Annotated in this window: 13 protein-coding genes; 3 read left to right on the top strand and 10 right to left on the bottom strand. The window is 70.5% G+C overall.

The window, feature by feature from the left end; genetic code table 11:
- The first annotated feature begins 624 nt into the window (after positions 1-624).
- Positions 625-1,623 carry a tryptophan--tRNA ligase gene (gene trpS, locus AC067Z_RS22000; RefSeq protein ID WP_478791257.1) on the top strand — a complete coding sequence of 333 codons (999 nt, stop codon included), beginning with the start codon at positions 625-627 and terminating at the stop codon, positions 1,621-1,623.
- A gap of 126 nt (positions 1,624-1,749) precedes the next feature.
- On the opposite strand, the gene proC is transcribed toward trpS, so the two are convergent.
- The 6 genes from proC to AC067Z_RS21970 form a co-directional block, all read right to left on the bottom strand.
- Positions 1,750-2,559 (bottom strand): pyrroline-5-carboxylate reductase, encoded by an 810-nt coding sequence (gene proC / locus AC067Z_RS21995; RefSeq protein WP_478791256.1) that lies wholly within the window; start codon positions 2,557-2,559, stop codon positions 1,750-1,752.
- Between the two features lie 114 nt (positions 2,560-2,673).
- Positions 2,674-3,462 (bottom strand): ABC transporter permease, encoded by a 789-nt coding sequence (locus AC067Z_RS21990; RefSeq protein ID WP_478791255.1) that lies wholly within the window; start codon positions 3,460-3,462, stop codon positions 2,674-2,676.
- Positions 3,459-4,226 (bottom strand): ABC transporter ATP-binding protein, encoded by a 768-nt coding sequence (locus AC067Z_RS21985; protein ID WP_478791254.1) that lies wholly within the window; start codon positions 4,224-4,226, stop codon positions 3,459-3,461. The genes AC067Z_RS21990 and AC067Z_RS21985 overlap by 4 nt, the downstream gene beginning before the upstream one ends.
- Positions 4,227-4,326: 100 nt before the next feature.
- Positions 4,327-5,085 (bottom strand): class I SAM-dependent methyltransferase, encoded by a 759-nt coding sequence (locus AC067Z_RS21980; RefSeq protein WP_478791253.1) that lies wholly within the window; start codon positions 5,083-5,085, stop codon positions 4,327-4,329.
- A gap of 25 nt (positions 5,086-5,110) precedes the next feature.
- Entirely contained in the window at positions 5,111-5,632 is a 522-nt protein-coding gene (locus tag AC067Z_RS21975) for a hypothetical protein (protein ID WP_478791252.1), read from the bottom strand.
- A gap of 32 nt (positions 5,633-5,664) precedes the next feature.
- Positions 5,665-5,973, bottom strand: a complete 309-nt coding sequence (locus tag AC067Z_RS21970; RefSeq protein WP_478791251.1) for a peptidase — start codon at positions 5,971-5,973, stop codon at positions 5,665-5,667.
- Positions 5,974-6,115: 142 nt separating this feature from the next.
- Here AC067Z_RS21970 and AC067Z_RS21965 point away from each other — a divergent pair, with 142 nt between their 5' ends.
- Entirely contained in the window at positions 6,116-8,266 is a 2,151-nt protein-coding gene (locus AC067Z_RS21965; protein WP_478791250.1) for a serine/threonine-protein kinase, read from the top strand.
- 34 nt (positions 8,267-8,300) lie between these two features.
- Here AC067Z_RS21965 and ilvD read toward each other — a convergent pair whose 3' ends face one another.
- The 4 genes from ilvD to AC067Z_RS21945 all read right to left on the bottom strand — a co-directional run bounded on the left by ilvD (position 8,301) and on the right by AC067Z_RS21945 (position 12,840).
- Complete coding sequence (ilvD, locus tag AC067Z_RS21960) at positions 8,301-10,151, bottom strand: dihydroxy-acid dehydratase (protein ID WP_478791249.1); 1,851 nt, start codon at positions 10,149-10,151, stop codon at positions 8,301-8,303.
- Between the two features lie 113 nt (positions 10,152-10,264).
- Positions 10,265-10,957 carry a TetR/AcrR family transcriptional regulator gene (locus AC067Z_RS21955; protein ID WP_478791248.1) on the bottom strand — a complete coding sequence of 231 codons (693 nt, stop codon included), beginning with the start codon at positions 10,955-10,957 and terminating at the stop codon, positions 10,265-10,267.
- A gap of 97 nt (positions 10,958-11,054) precedes the next feature.
- Complete coding sequence (locus AC067Z_RS21950) at positions 11,055-11,885, bottom strand: sugar phosphate isomerase/epimerase family protein (RefSeq protein ID WP_478791247.1); 831 nt, start codon at positions 11,883-11,885, stop codon at positions 11,055-11,057.
- A 22-nt stretch (positions 11,886-11,907) separates the two neighbouring features.
- Positions 11,908-12,840 carry a Ppx/GppA family phosphatase gene (locus tag AC067Z_RS21945; protein ID WP_478791246.1) on the bottom strand — a complete coding sequence of 311 codons (933 nt, stop codon included), beginning with the start codon at positions 12,838-12,840 and terminating at the stop codon, positions 11,908-11,910.
- A 40-nt stretch (positions 12,841-12,880) separates the two neighbouring features.
- Between AC067Z_RS21945 and AC067Z_RS21940 the strand changes: the two genes are divergently transcribed.
- Positions 12,881-13,690, top strand: coding sequence for a DUF3109 family protein (locus AC067Z_RS21940; protein ID WP_478791245.1), 810 nt, complete (start codon positions 12,881-12,883; stop codon positions 13,688-13,690).
- Positions 13,691-13,692: the final 2 nt, after the last annotated feature.

The following is a 13,692-nucleotide window of genomic DNA, read 5'->3' as shown; positions in this document are numbered from 1 at the left end:
GCTTCCTTTGTACTCACCCTCTCGGGCTTTCCTCCGGGCGCTTCCCTTCGGTCTTGCGTTTCCGACTCTATCAGACTCTTTCGTGTCCGATTCCCTCGGTGCTTTCCGGCCTTTCGGCCTTCCGGCGTTTCCGACTCTATCAGATCCTTTCGGGCCTGATTCCCAGTCAGAGTGGGTTGTCCTCCCGGCCGTTGGGCCGTTCCGACGAGTGAGACTTTAGCGGAATCCTCGCCCCCGACGCTAATCGGGGTCTCGCTCGTTCGAACCTCGAACGGGATTCCTCATTTCGCGAAAACGCACACGAATGAAGCGGACAGAAAGACTGTCGCTCACTTGAGTGGGTCTTGCGGAATGGCTGCCCGGGGACCAGCCGGGGCCGGTGCTCACGTCGGACAACTCGGAGAACACTACGGATGGCGGAATCCGATGTCAACCTGGGCCTCTGAGGCGTACGCTGCCTCACATGACTGTGCGTACGTGCCTCAACCTCTGGTGGGCCGCCTGACGGCGGCCGGCACCTTCGTATGCACTCAACGGCCGTCGCTTCGGCGGCCGTTCTCGTATCTCCCTCCGGGAGTCCGGCTGCTGGCAGCGGCGGCTCCGACCAGGAGACGGAGTACGGAAATGACGCGGATCTTCAGTGGGGTCAAGCCGACAGGTCATCTGACCCTGGGCAACTACCTCGGGGCCATGCGCCGGTGGGTCGAGATCGACCAGCATGAGGCGGACGCGCTGTTCTGCGTGGTCGATCTGCATGCGCTCACCGTGGAGCACGACCCGGCCCGGGTGCGCAGACTGAGCCGACAGGCCGCGACCCTCATGCTTGCGACGGGGTTGGAACCGGAGCTGTGCACCTTGTTCGTGCAGAGCCACGTGGACGAGCACGCCCGGCTGTCCTATCTGCTGGAGTGCACCGCCACGGACGGCGAGCTGCGACGCATGATCCAGTACAAGGAGAAGAGCGTGCAGGCGCGGGTCGGCGGGCAGAGTGTCCGGCTGTCGCTGCTGACGTATCCCGTGCTGATGGCGGCCGACATCCTGGCCTACGGGGCCGACGAGGTGCCGGTCGGTGAGGACCAGACGCAGCATGTGGAACTCACCCGGGATCTGGCGGTGCGGTTCAACCAGCGCTACGGGCACACCTTCACGGTGCCGAAGGCGACGCATCCGCCGGTGGCGGCGCGGGTCATGGATCTGCAGGACCCCACGTCGAAGATGGGGAAGTCCCACGAGTCCGGGGCCGGAATCATCTATCTCCTCGACGAAGCGGACCTGGTGCGCAAGAAGGTGATGCGCGCGGTCACCGACAGCGGGTGCGAGGTGGAGTACGACCGGGAGGCCCAGCCGGGCGTGGCGAATCTGCTCGACATTCTCGCTGCGTGTTCGGGAGGGAACCCGAACGAGCTGGCCGGTGTATATGAGTCGTACGGAGCGTTGAAGAGGGACACGGCCGAGGCGGTGGTGGAGCTGTTGAAGCCGATCCGGAAGCGGCACGCCGAGGTGGCGGCGGACCAGGGGTATGTCGACGAGGTACTGCGGAAGGGGGCAGAGGAGGCCAGGGGGATGGCCCGTCCGTTGGTGGACAGTGCCTACCGGGCGATCGGGCTGATGTCTGCCGGGTGAGGGGGGCAGGGTGGCGCCTGGGCCGGTGCCGCGGTGCCAGCCCGCGCCACCGCCGTGGCTCTGCACGGCGGTGGCTTCGCGAGCGTGGTGGTCAGAGAGAGCAGGGCGCCGGCCGTGGCTCGATGATCAGCCGTTGCCGGAGGCGAGTTCGCGGCTGCGGTCGCGGGCGGCTTCGAGAGCCGCGATGAGGGCCGCGCGTACGCCGTGGTTCTCGAGTTCGCGGATGGCGCTGATCGTGGTGCCTGCGGGGGAGGTGACCGCTTCCCGGAGCTTTACGGGGTGCTCGCCGCTGTCGCGGAGCATGACGGCGGCGCCGATGGCGGCCTGGACGATCAGGTCGTGGGCCTGGGCGCGCGGGAGACCGAGGAGGATGCCGGCGTCGGTCATCGCCTCGACGAGGAAGTAGAAGTAGGCCGGGCCCGAGCCCGAGAGCGCGGTGGCCGCGTCCTGCTGGGACTCGGGGACGCGCAGTGTCTTGCCGACGCCGCCGAAGATCTCCTCGGCGTGGAGGACATGGGCGTTGCTGGCGTGGCTGCCGGCGGAGATCACGGACATGCCTTCGTCGACGAGGACGGGAGTGTTGGGCATGACGCGGACGACAGGGGTGCCTGCGGCCAGGCGCTCCTCGATGAAGGAGGTGGTGATACCGGCCGCGGCGCTGATGACCAGCCGGTCGGCGGTGATGTGCGGGGTGAGTTCGTCGAGGAGCTTGCCCATGTCCTGGGGCTTGACGGCCAGGATGAGGGTGTCGGCGCGCTTGGCGGCCTCGGCGTTGGTGACGGGCTCCACGCCGTAGCGGGTGCGCAGTTCCTCGGCGCGGTCGGTGCGGCGGGTGGTGACCAGCAGGTCGGCGGGGCGCCAGCCTGCGCGAATCATGCCGCTGAGCAGGGCTTCGCCGATCTTGCCCGTACCGAGGACTGCGACTGTCTGGGTCATGGCTCTGTTCACCTCGCCGGTGGGGATGCGTGCGCTCACATCCTTGCACCGGGGTCCGTGCCCCGCCGCGACAGTCCGAGGGGCGGTACGGACGGCCCCGGCGGTGCGGCGGGTTCAGGTGGTGCGGCGGCGCAGGGTTGCCGCACCGAGGGAGAGGACGAGAACGGCACAGGCGGCGACGATCAGGACGTCCCGGAAGAAGTCGGCGGTGGCGTCGGCGTTGTGCAGGACCTCGTTCATGGCGTCGACGGCATAGGACATGGGCAGCACGTTGGAGATGGCTTCGAGGACGGGGTGCATGGTGTCCCTCGGGGTGAACAGGCCGCAGAGCAGCAGCTGAGGGAAGATCACGGCCGGCATGAACTGCACCGCCTGGAATTCGGAGGCGGCGAAGGCCGAGACGAAGAGTCCGAGGGCCGTGCCGAGCAGGGCGTCGAGGAGTGCCACGAGGAGCAGCAGCCAGGGCGAGCCGACGACGTCGAGACCGAGGGCCCACAAGGCGAGTCCGGTGGCCATAAGGGACTGGACGACGGCGACGAGTCCGAAGGCGAGGGCGTAGCCGCCGATCAGGTCGCCCTTGCCGAGCGGCATGGCGAGGAGCCGTTCGAGGGTGCCCGAGGTGCGTTCGCGCAGGGTGGCGATGGATGCCACGAGGAACATGGTGATGAGCGGGAAGATGCCGAGCAGCGAGGCGCCGATGGAGTCGAAGGTCCCCGGTTTGCCGTCGAAGACGTAGCGGAGCAGGAAGAGCATCACGCACGGGACGAGCACCATCAGTGCGATGGACCGCGGGTCGTGGCGGAGTTGCCGCAGGACGCGGGCCGCGGTGGCGAGGGTGCGGGCAAGGGTAGGCGCGGGGCTCGGCCGCGAGAGGGCGGGGGCGGGGGACGGGCGGGCGCTCATCGGGCGTTCTCCTGAATGGCGTTGGCCTGGTCGACCAGGTGGAGGAATGCGTCCTCGACGGTCTCGGAGCGGGTGCGGGTGCGCAGGTCGTCCGGGGCGTCCTCGGCGAGGATCTCGCCGTCGCGCATGAGGACGAGGCGGTGGCAGCGTTCGGCCTCGTCCATGACGTGGGAGGAGACGAGGATGGTCGCTCCGCGTTCGTCGGCGAGGCGGTGGAAGAGGGCCCACAGATCGCGGCGCAGCACGGGGTCGAGGCCGACGGTGGGTTCGTCCAGGACGAGCACTTCGGGGGTGCCGAGCAGGGCGACGGCGAGGGAGACGCGGCTGCGCTGGCCACCGGAGAGCCGGCCGGCGAGTGCGTCGGCGTGCGAGGTGAGGTCGACGTCGGTGATGGCGCGGGTGACGCACTCCTGGCGTGCGTCGCGGTTGCGGCGGCCGGGGAGCAGGACGGAGGCGAAGTAGCCGAGGTTCTGGCGGACGGTGAGGTCGTCGTAGACGGAGGGGGCCTGGGTGACGTAGCCGATACGGGAGCGGAGTGCGGCGTCCCCGGCGGGGCGGCCGAGGACCTCCAGGGTGCCGGTGACTCTGGCCTGGGTGCCGACGACGGCACGCATCAGCGTGGACTTGCCACAGCCCGAGGGGCCGAGGAGCCCGGTGATGCGACCGGGTTGGACGGTGAAGTCGAGGCCACGGAGGACAGTGCGGTCTCCTCGGACGACGGTGAGGCCGCGGGCCAGGACGGCAACCCCAGAGGAATTCATCATGCGATGAATAATGCGCCTGGGGGTGCCAGGGCGTCAAGAAGCGCAACAGTGGCCGTGCCTTTTACCGAGCGGCCCGGCCAGGATCCGCCGGACGCCGCCCTTACGCGCGGGGGCGGAGCGCGACGGCGAGATCGACCTCGTAGGACTCCTCGACAGTTCCGTCGGGGAAGATCTTCAGCAGCTCGGACCGCTCGCGGTCGAGGAAGGCGCGGGCCTCCCCCTCATCCAGAACGAGGAACATCGAGTGAGTACCGAGGTTGGCGAGATGGGCGTCGAGGGGCACCCGCCGGCTCCAGCGCACCCGGCGGTCGGCGGAGACAAGGCCGTCCGGCAGTTCCCGGGCGCGGCCGGGGGCGCCATGGGCCCCGCCGTAGAGGTCCCGCCGGAGCCGCTCCTCCTGGGCGGCGATCCACGGGACGTCTGGGGAGGCGACGTTCCACCACAGCGCCAGAGCGCCGCCCGGGCGCAGCACGCGCAGCGCCTCGGGGACGGACCGCGCCGGGTCGGTCCAGTGGAAGGACTGGGCGTAGGTGATCAGATCGGCGCTGCCGTCGGCGAGGGGCAGGGCGTCACCGCTGCCGCGTACGAGCGGCACACCGGGAAGTGACCGACGGAACTGCGCGGCCATTCCGGCGCCCGGCTCCACGGCGGTGACCTGCGCACCGCGGTCGCGCAGCAGCCGCGTGGCGATTCCGGTGCCCGCACCGACGTCCACCGCGCGGGCGTCGTTGATCGGACGGCCGGCGAGTTCCTCGACGGCGTCGAGGAGAGCGGGCGGATAGCCGGGGCGGGCGGCGTCGTACTGGGCCGCCGCCGTGTCGAAGGAGAGCGCGCGCCTGCGGTGAGCAGTGTCCGTCATGCACTCATCCTTCCCCGCGCGACGGCTACTTGCGCTTGGGTTTGCCGCCCTTCGGCGCCCGGGCGGCAGGGTTCCCGGAGCGGGTGGTGCGCCGCTTGTCGTACTGCTTGAGAGCGGTCTCGTACTCGGCGCGGCGCATCTTCTCGCCGGGGGCCTCGGTGAGACAGCGCAGGGCGTAGGCGATGAGCGACCCGATGAAGCCGATGGCCTTGAGGCTGCGCAGCGAGTCCTCGGTGGCGGATCCGGAGGGCCGCTGCGAGAAGCTCTCCCACGTCTTGCGGAACGCGATGGCGCTGCACACCGCGAACATGACGACGACGAGGGCGTTCACGAAGCCGCCGACCTCGGCGATGGCCAGGCCCTGGTAGGCGATGCGGAGCATCAGGGCGGCGGAGAAGGCCGTGACCAGCGACCCGGCGGCGACGGCGGCGCGCCGCAGCCCGTAGTGCCCGCTGTGGTCGACCCACGTCGTGCCGAAGTAGCGGATGGACTCGGGCTCGGGGCCGCCGGGGCCGCCGGTACCGGTGTTCTCGGTGTGCTCACTCACGGGTCGATTATCCCCGTGATGTCGCCTTCCGGTCAGGAGCAGCGGATGGTGACGTAGCCGTCACTCCCGGTCCGGACGAATGCGTCCGCCACGAACTGGCCGTTGGCGATGTTGTCCCAGAGGTTGCTCGTGCCGTAGGGGCCGGAGACGGTCTCGCCCGGCTTCTGGCAGTTGATCGGGACGCTGGCACCGAGCGGCAGCACCTTGATGAGCCGGTAGTTGGTGCCCGGACCGGAGCGGACGTTGAGGCGGACGCCCGGGGCCACCGGGTAGCGCTTGACCGCGAGTGTCTCCAGGGCCTCCGTCTCGGCCTGGGCGTTCTGTACTTCTTCAACAGCCATGTGAACTCTCCCCCGTTGATGTGCGCGATGCGAAGAATGGCGTGGCTCGCCGCGCGCAGGTTAGCAAGCCATGGCTGGATCGCACGCACCATCGACTAGGCTCCGAGCGTCGCGCGTGTGCACCATCAAACGGGGGTGGGAGATGCCACCGCTGCGAAGCACCGGGCCGTTCCCGGAAGCGGAGCATCCGGAACAAGCCGGGCAGTACCGCCTCGAGGGATGCCTCGGCACCGGCGGCATGGGCGTCGTCCATCTCGCCACCTCCGCTTCGGGCCTGCGGCTCGCGGTCAAGGTCATCCACGCCGAGCATGCTTCGGACCCCGAGTTCAGGGCGCGTTTCCGGCAGGAGGTGGCGGCCGCCCGGCGGGTCAGTGGTGCGTTCACCGCGCCCGTCGTCGACGCCGACCCGGATGCCGAACGGCCCTGGATGGCCACGCTGTTCATCGACGGGCCGACCCTGGCCGACCGGGTCAAGCGGAACGGGCCGCTCGACGCGGGGGAGCTGCGCAGAGCGGGCGCGGGGCTCGCGGAGGCGCTGCGCGACATCCATCGCGCCGGAGTGGTGCACCGCGATCTCAAACCCAGCAACGTGCTTCTCGCTGCAGACGGGCCGAAAGTCATCGACTTCGGCATCTCCCGTCCTGTGGACAGTGATCTGCGCACGGAGACGGGAAAACTGATCGGCACGCCGCCGTTCATGGCCCCCGAGCAGTTCCAGCGCCCGCGTGAAGTCGGCCCAGAGGCCGATGTGTTCGCGCTCGGTGCAGTGCTGGTGCACGCGGCGACCGGCCGCGGCCCGTTCGACTCCGACAGCCCTTACATCGTGGCGTACCAGGTCGTGCACAACGAGCCCGATCTCGCAGGTGTGCCCGCGGACCTCGTGCCGCTGCTGCGCAGCTGTCTGGCGAAGGAACCGCAGGACCGGCCGACGCCCTACGAGCTGATGGTGGCTCTGCGCGCGTCGTCGCCTTCGTCGGCGTACGACACCCAGGCCTACATACCGGCGCAGCGCGAGCCGGACGCCTCACAGGGCCGGGCCCCTGCAACGGGCCCCGACCGCGAAGCGCGCCCGGAGCCGGCACCGGCCGCTGCGCCCCCTCGCCGCCGGGCGCGCTGGGTCGCCGCCGCCGCTGTCTTCGCCGTGCTGGGCGCGGGCACAGCCGTCGCCCTCGCCGCGACGGGCGGCGACCCGGACCCCGCTCCGGGCACGCCGCGCACCGAACGCCCCTTCCGGTCGTGGGCCGTGCCCCTGCAGGGGAGCAACGCCGAGAACCGGACGCCGGTCTGCGCATCCGCCGGGCCGGGACTGTTCTGCACCGTCCCCGGTCTTCGCTCCGCCCGGCTGGACCCGGCCGACGGCACGACGCTGTGGTCCGCCAAGGCCGCGGGGCGGGGCCAGAGCGACGAGGGGCTCGCTCCGGTGCTTGCCGGTGGTCTGCTGCAGACCGTGACGCCGGGCGGCGAAAGTTATGCAGCCCTCGATCCCGACAGCGGCGACGTGCGCTGGGAGAAGGACATCTCGGCGTACGCCACTGTCCGGCACACCGGTGACACCGTGCTGCTCATCGCCGACAACGGCAGGGTGCGTGCCGTGGACGCCGCGACCGGCCGCGAGCGGTGGCACGAGCAGCTCGGCGTACCGGGCGCGGAATGGGTGCAGGCGCCGGGGGCCACCGGTCCCGCGCTTGCCGCCGTCCCCTCCCCCGACGGCACGTCCACACGGATCACCGCCGTCGATCCGCACAGCGGCGACGTGCTGTGGGACAAGCGGCTGACCGGATCGCTGCACCCGGTGCAGCTCCTGGACGGCTCGCTGTATCTGCTCGCCGCCGACAAGGACGGCTTCACGAACGCGGTCGTACGTCTCGACACGGTGGATGCGCGGCATGCCGTCCGCCGCCTTCCGCTCGCCGCGCCGGTCGACCAGGCGCAGGCGACGGTCTCCGGAACTGTCGTGTACCTGTCGGGCGCGGGCGGCTCGCTCCTCGCTCTCGACACCGCCAGGGAACCGGGCGACGCCCAGCTGTGGCGGCTGGAGACCGCGGTCACCCATCTCTCCCGCCCGGCGACCGACGCCCGGTCGGTGTACGTGTCGGCCGGCGACGGCCGGCTGCTCGCCGTGGACGCCGCACGCGGCACGCTCACCGGGCAGACCCGGCCCCGGATGGACGACGGGCGCTACACCTACGCGTCCACGCTTCCCGCACCCGTCACCGCGCGCGGGAAGGTCTTCGCCACCGCCCCGGACGGTTCCGTCTTCGCCGTCGACGCGAAGAACCCGGCGCGCTGGTGATCAGCACGCCGGGTCCTCGATGAGGCGTCGCGGGTTACCCGAGCTGGGAGACGTCCCTGACCGCGCCCTTGTCCGCGCTGGTCGCCATGGCCGCGTAGGCGCGCAGCGCCGCCGAGACCTGGCGCTCACGGGACTTCGGGGCGTACACGCCGTTCAGTGCCTCGCGGCGAGCCGCGAGTGTGGCGTCGTCGACGAGGAGTTCGATGGAACGGCCGGGGATGTCGATGCGGATGCGGTCGCCGTCCTCGACCAGGGCGATCGTGCCGCCGGACGCCGCCTCCGGTGAGGCGTGGCCGATCGACAGGCCCGACGTGCCGCCGGAGAAGCGGCCGTCGGTCACCAGGGCGCACGCCTTGCCGAGACCCCGGCCCTTGAGGAACGACGTCGGGTAGAGCATCTCCTGCATGCCGGGGCCGCCGCGCGGGCCCTCGTAGCGGATGACGACGACGTCGCCCTCCTTGATCTCCTTGCGGAGGATCTTGTCCACGGCGTCCTCCTGGGACTCGCAGACCACGGCCGGTCCCTCGAAGGTCCAGATCGACTCGTCGACTCCGGCAGTCTTCACGACACAGCCGTCGACGGCCAGGTTGCCCTTGAGGACGGCCAGTCCGCCGTCCTTCGAGTACGCGTGCGCCGCGTCGCGGATGCAGCCGCCGGCCGCGTCCACGTCGAGGGACTCCCAGCGCTCGGACTGCGAGAAGGCGGTCGCGGAGCGCACGCACCCGGGCGCCGCGTGCCACAGCTCGACGGCTTCCAGGGACGGTGAACCGCCGCGCACGTCCCAGGTCTTGAGCCAGTCGGCCAGCGTGGGCGAGTGGACCGAGTGAACGTCCTCGTTCAGCATGCCCGCGCGGTAGAGCTCGCCGAGGATGGCGGGGATGCCGCCCGCACGGTGCACGTCCTCCATGTAGTACGTGCCGCCGGGGGCGACGTTCGGCGCGACCTTGGCCAGGCACGGCACGCGCCGCGAGACCGCGTCGATGTCCGTGAGGTCGTAGTCGAGGCCGGCCTCCTGGGCGGCGGCGAGCAGGTGCAGGATCGTGTTGGTCGAGCCGCCCATGGCGATGTCCAGGGCCATGGCGTTGTCGAAGGCGGCGCGGGTCGCGATGTTGCGCGGCAGGACGGTCTCGTCGTCCTGCTCGTAGTAGCGCTTGGTGATCTCGACGACCGTCCGGCCGGCCGCCTCGTACAGCGCCTTGCGGGCGGTGTGCGTGGCGAGGACGGAGCCGTTGCCCGGCAGGGAGAGGCCCATCGCCTCGGTCAGGCAGTTCATCGAGTTGGCGGTGAACATGCCGGAACAGGAGCCGCAGGTCGGGCAGGCGTTCTCCTCGATCCGCAGGACGTCCTCGTCCGAGACGTTCTCGTTGACCGCGTCCACGATCGCGTTGATCAGGTCGAGCTTGCGGACCGTGCCGTCGACCAGCGTGGCCTGGCCGGCCTCCATCGGGCCGCCGGAGACGAAGACGACCGGGATGTTGAGCCGCATCGCGGCCATCAGCATGCCAGGGGTGATCTTGTCGCAGTTGGAGATGCAGATCAGCGCGTCGGCGCAGTGCGCCTCGACCATGTACTCGACCGAGTCGGCGATGAGCTCGCGGGAGGGCAGCGAGTAGAGCATGCCGGCGTGGCCCATGGCGATCCCGTCGTCGACGGCGATCGTGTTGAACTCGCGCGGCACTGCGCCCGCCGCCTGGATCGCCTCGGAGACGATCCGGCCGACCGGTGCGAGGTGGGTGTGGCCGGGAACGAACTCGGTGAAGGAGTTGGCGACAGCGATGATCGGCTTGCCGATGTCCTCGCTCGCTACGCCCGACGCCCGCATAAGGGCGCGGGCGCCCGCCATGTTGCGGCCGTGGGTGACAGTGCGGGACCTCAGCTCGGGCATCGTCGCTCGCTCCTTTGCGTCCTTGCGGCGTCCTTCGGACGGATGGGTCTGTGTCGAGCGTACGCCGCGGCTCCAAGATCTGGACACCGTGTCCGGAATGCGGGACGCGCGGTTCAGTCCTCGGTCGCGTCCTCATCGTGTCTGCCGGGACGGGTCGGACCCTGCTCCCGATCTGTCGCGCCCGGATCTGTCGGGTCCGTCTCCGTGAGGTACCGCTGCAGCGTGGGCGCGACCATCCGCACGATCTCCTCCGGGTCCGCCGACGCCAGCGGCTCCACCTGGACCACGTACCGCATGACCGCGATGCCCACCATGTGCGAGGCCGCGAGCTCCGCCCGGAAACGGGGGTCCGGGACGTCCAGCTCGGCGGCCACCCGCTCCAGCAGGTGCCGCAGCACGAAGCCACGCAGCACCTTCGCCGCCGCCTCGTGGGTGAGCGCGGAGCGGATGACGGCCAGCAGCGGGGCGCGGGTGACCGGGTTCTCCCAGATGCCGATGAAGTAGCGCGCCAGCCGCTCGCCGATGCCGGCCGTGCCCTGGCCGAGGATCTGCGGGACGACGAGCGCCGGTTCGAGGGACACCTCGATGGCAGCGGCGAAGACGTCGTCCTTCGTGCCGAAGTAGTGGTGGACGAGGGCGGCATCGACGCCGGCCGCCTTCGCGATGCCGCGCATGGTCGTCTTGTCGTAGCCGCGCTCGGCGAACTCGGTGCGCGCCGCCTGCAGGATCCGCTCCCGCGCGCCGGGCCCCTCGTCGGCCGCCTTGCGCGCGGGTCGGCCGCGCCGCCGCGGTGCCGTGCCGTTCATCGCGCCGCTCCTGCCGGGAGCTCCGTCGGCCGGGAGCTGCGCGCCGCCGGCCGGGCAACGGGGACCCTCCGCCCGGCAACGGACGGGACACGTCCCGTCATGACCCGTGCACGCGGGACGAGGCCGCCGATGCCAGATGCAGCCGTGTGAACGCCAGCGCCTCCGCCAGGTCGGCCTCGCGTTCGGCTGCGGACATGGCGCGCCGGGTGTTGACCTCGATGACGACATGCCCGTCGAACCCGGTGCGGGCCAGTCGCTCCAGCAGTTCCGCGCACGGCTGATCGCCGCGGCCGGGCACCAGGTGCTCGTCCTTAGCGGACCCCTTGCCGTCGGCGAGATGGACGTGGCCGAGCCGGTCGCCCATACGGTCCACCATCGCCATGGTGTCGGTGCGCGAGGTGGCCGTGTGGGAGAGGTCGATCGTGAAGTGCCGGTAGTCCTCTTTGGTGACGTCCCAGTCGGGGGCGTACGCCAGCATCTCGCGGTCCCGGTAGCGCCACGGGTACATGTTCTCCACGGCGAACCGGACGTCCGTCTCGTTCGCCATGCGCCAGATTCCGCTGACGAAGTCGCGGGCGTACTGCCGCTGCCAGCGGAACGGCGGATGCACGACGACCGTCGACGCCCCCAGCTTCTCCGCGGCGGCCTGGGCCCGTTGGAGCTTGACCCAGGGATCGGTGGACCAGACGCGCTGGGTGATCAGCAGACACGGCGCGTGAACGGCGTGGATCGGCACCTGGTGGTAGTCGGAGAGCCGGCGCAGCGCCTCGATGTCCTGGCTGACGGGGTCCGTCCACACCATGACCTCGACACCGTCGTAGCCGAGGCGTGCGGCGATCTCGAAGGCTGTCGCCGTCGACTCCGGATAGACGGAAGCGGTCGACAGGACAACCTTCGCATCCGGGATGCTCACCACTGGTTCTGCCACGGAGACAGCCTAAGGGCCGCGACTAGGCGGTAGGGAGGTGATCGAGGCGGCGCAGGATGACGCCCTCGCGCAGCGCCCAGGGGCAGATCTCCAGCTCCTCGGCGCCGAAGAGGTCCATCGCCCCCTCGGCCACCAGGGCTCCTGCCAGCAGTTGCCGGGCCCGGCCCGGGGACACCCCGGGCAGCTCCGCACGCTGTTCGACGGTCATCGCGGCAAGCTTCGGCACCCAGCCGACAAGTGACGAACGACTCAGCACCCGCTGGACATAGAGGCCCTCGCCGGAGCGTGCCGCGCCCGCGATCCGGGCCAGCTGCTTGAAGGTCTTGGACGTGGCGACGATGTGGTCGGGTGGGCCGAAGCGGCTGAACTCTCCGACCTTGCGTCCGATTTCGGCACGCACATGGCGGCGCAGCGCCTTGACGTCCTGCGGCTCCGGCGGATCGCCGGGCAGCAGCCCCGCCGTCAGCCGGCCCGCACCGAGCGGCAGGGACACCGCCTTGTCCGGCTCCTCGTCGATGCCGTACGCGATCTCGAGCGACCCGCCGCCGATGTCGAGGACGAGCAGCTTCCCGGCGGACCAGCCGAACCAGCGTCGGGCGGCCAGGAACGTCAGCCGGGCCTCCTCCTCGCCGCTGAGCACCGTGAGGTCGACCCCGGTCTCGGCCTTGACCCGGGCCAGCACCACATCGGCGTTGGTCGCCTCGCGCACGGCGGATGTGGCGAAGGACAGCACCTCCTCGCAGCCCTTGTCCTCGGCGGCCTGGAGCGCGTCGGTGATGGTGTGGATCAGCCGCTCGACGCCTTCGGCACCGATGGCACCGCCCTCGTCGAGCAGCTCCGCGAGGCGCAGCTCCGCCTTGTGGGAATGGGCGGGCAGCGGGCGGGCGCCGGGGTGGGCATCCACAGCCAGCAGGTGAACCGTGTTCGAACCGACGTCGAGGACTCCGAGTCTCATGGACGGAACGCTACTGCGGTCGCGCGCATACGCTGGAGCCGTGCCAAAGACGAAAAAGGCGAAGCCGGGCAAAGCCGAACCCGTGACGAAGATCAAGCACGACGAGAAGGGGCTGGACTTCGCCCGTGCCTGGGTGGAGTTCCCTGACCCCGCCGACGACGAACAGGTCTTCCGCTGCGACCTGACGTGGCTCACCTCACGTTGGTCCTGCATCTTCGGCAGCGGCTGCCAGGGGATCCAGGCCGGGCGCGCGGACGACGGCTGCTGCACGCTGGGCGCGCACTTCTCGGACGAGGACGACGAGAAGCGGGTGGCCGAGAACGTCGCGCGTCTGACGCCGGACCTGTGGCAGTTCCACGACGTCGGTACGGACTCGGGGTGGGTGCAGGAGGACGAGGACGGCGAGCGGCAGACGCGTCGCTGGGAGGGTTCGTGCATCTTCCAGAACCGTCCCGGTTTCCCTGGCGGGGCGGGCTGCTCGCTGCACATCCTGGCGCTGCGGGAGGGCAAGGAGCCGCTGGAGACCAAGCCGGACGTGTGCTGGCAGCTGCCGGTGCGGCGCACGTACGACTGGATCGACCGGCCGGACGACTCGCGGGTGCTGCAGGTGACGATCGGTGAGTACGACCGCCGGGGCTGGGGCCCGGGCGGCCATGACCTGCACTGGTGGTGCACCTCGGCGACATCGGCGCACGGCGCGGGTGAGCCGGTGTATGTGACGTACCGGCCGGAACTGACCGAGTTGATGGGCAAGGCGGCGTACGACGTGCTGGTGGAGCTGTGCGAGGCGCGTCTCGCTTCTTCGCTGCCGCTGGTGGCCCCGCACCCGGCGGACCCGAAGGACCGCTGAGG

Source organism: Streptomyces sp. NPDC043812, from assembly GCF_056436245.1.
Note: the sequence above shows the minus strand (reverse complement) of the source record. Positions and strands in the feature narration are given on the sequence as shown.

Excerpts from the sequence above, each read along its gene's own strand:
- AC067Z_RS21985 (WP_478791254.1), bottom strand. The coding sequence starts at position 4,226 with ATGATGAATTCCTCTGGGGTTGCCGTCCTGGCCCGCGGCCTCACCGTC.
- AC067Z_RS21990 (WP_478791255.1), bottom strand. The coding sequence starts at position 3,462 with ATGAGCGCCCGCCCGTCCCCCGCCCCCGCCCTCTCGCGGCCGAGCCCC.
- AC067Z_RS21955 (WP_478791248.1), bottom strand. The coding sequence starts at position 10,957 with ATGAACGGCACGGCACCGCGGCGGCGCGGCCGACCCGCGCGCAAGGCG.
- AC067Z_RS21970 (WP_478791251.1), bottom strand. The coding sequence starts at position 5,973 with ATGGCTGTTGAAGAAGTACAGAACGCCCAGGCCGAGACGGAGGCCCTG.
- AC067Z_RS21980 (WP_478791253.1), bottom strand. The coding sequence starts at position 5,085 with ATGACGGACACTGCTCACCGCAGGCGCGCGCTCTCCTTCGACACGGCG.
- trpS (WP_478791257.1), top strand. The coding sequence starts at position 625 with ATGACGCGGATCTTCAGTGGGGTCAAGCCGACAGGTCATCTGACCCTG.
- AC067Z_RS21965 (WP_478791250.1), top strand. The coding sequence starts at position 6,116 with ATGCCACCGCTGCGAAGCACCGGGCCGTTCCCGGAAGCGGAGCATCCG.
- proC (WP_478791256.1), bottom strand. The coding sequence starts at position 2,559 with ATGACCCAGACAGTCGCAGTCCTCGGTACGGGCAAGATCGGCGAAGCC.
- AC067Z_RS21945 (WP_478791246.1), bottom strand. The coding sequence starts at position 12,840 with ATGAGACTCGGAGTCCTCGACGTCGGTTCGAACACGGTTCACCTGCTG.
- ilvD (WP_478791249.1), bottom strand. The coding sequence starts at position 10,151 with ATGCCCGAGCTGAGGTCCCGCACTGTCACCCACGGCCGCAACATGGCG.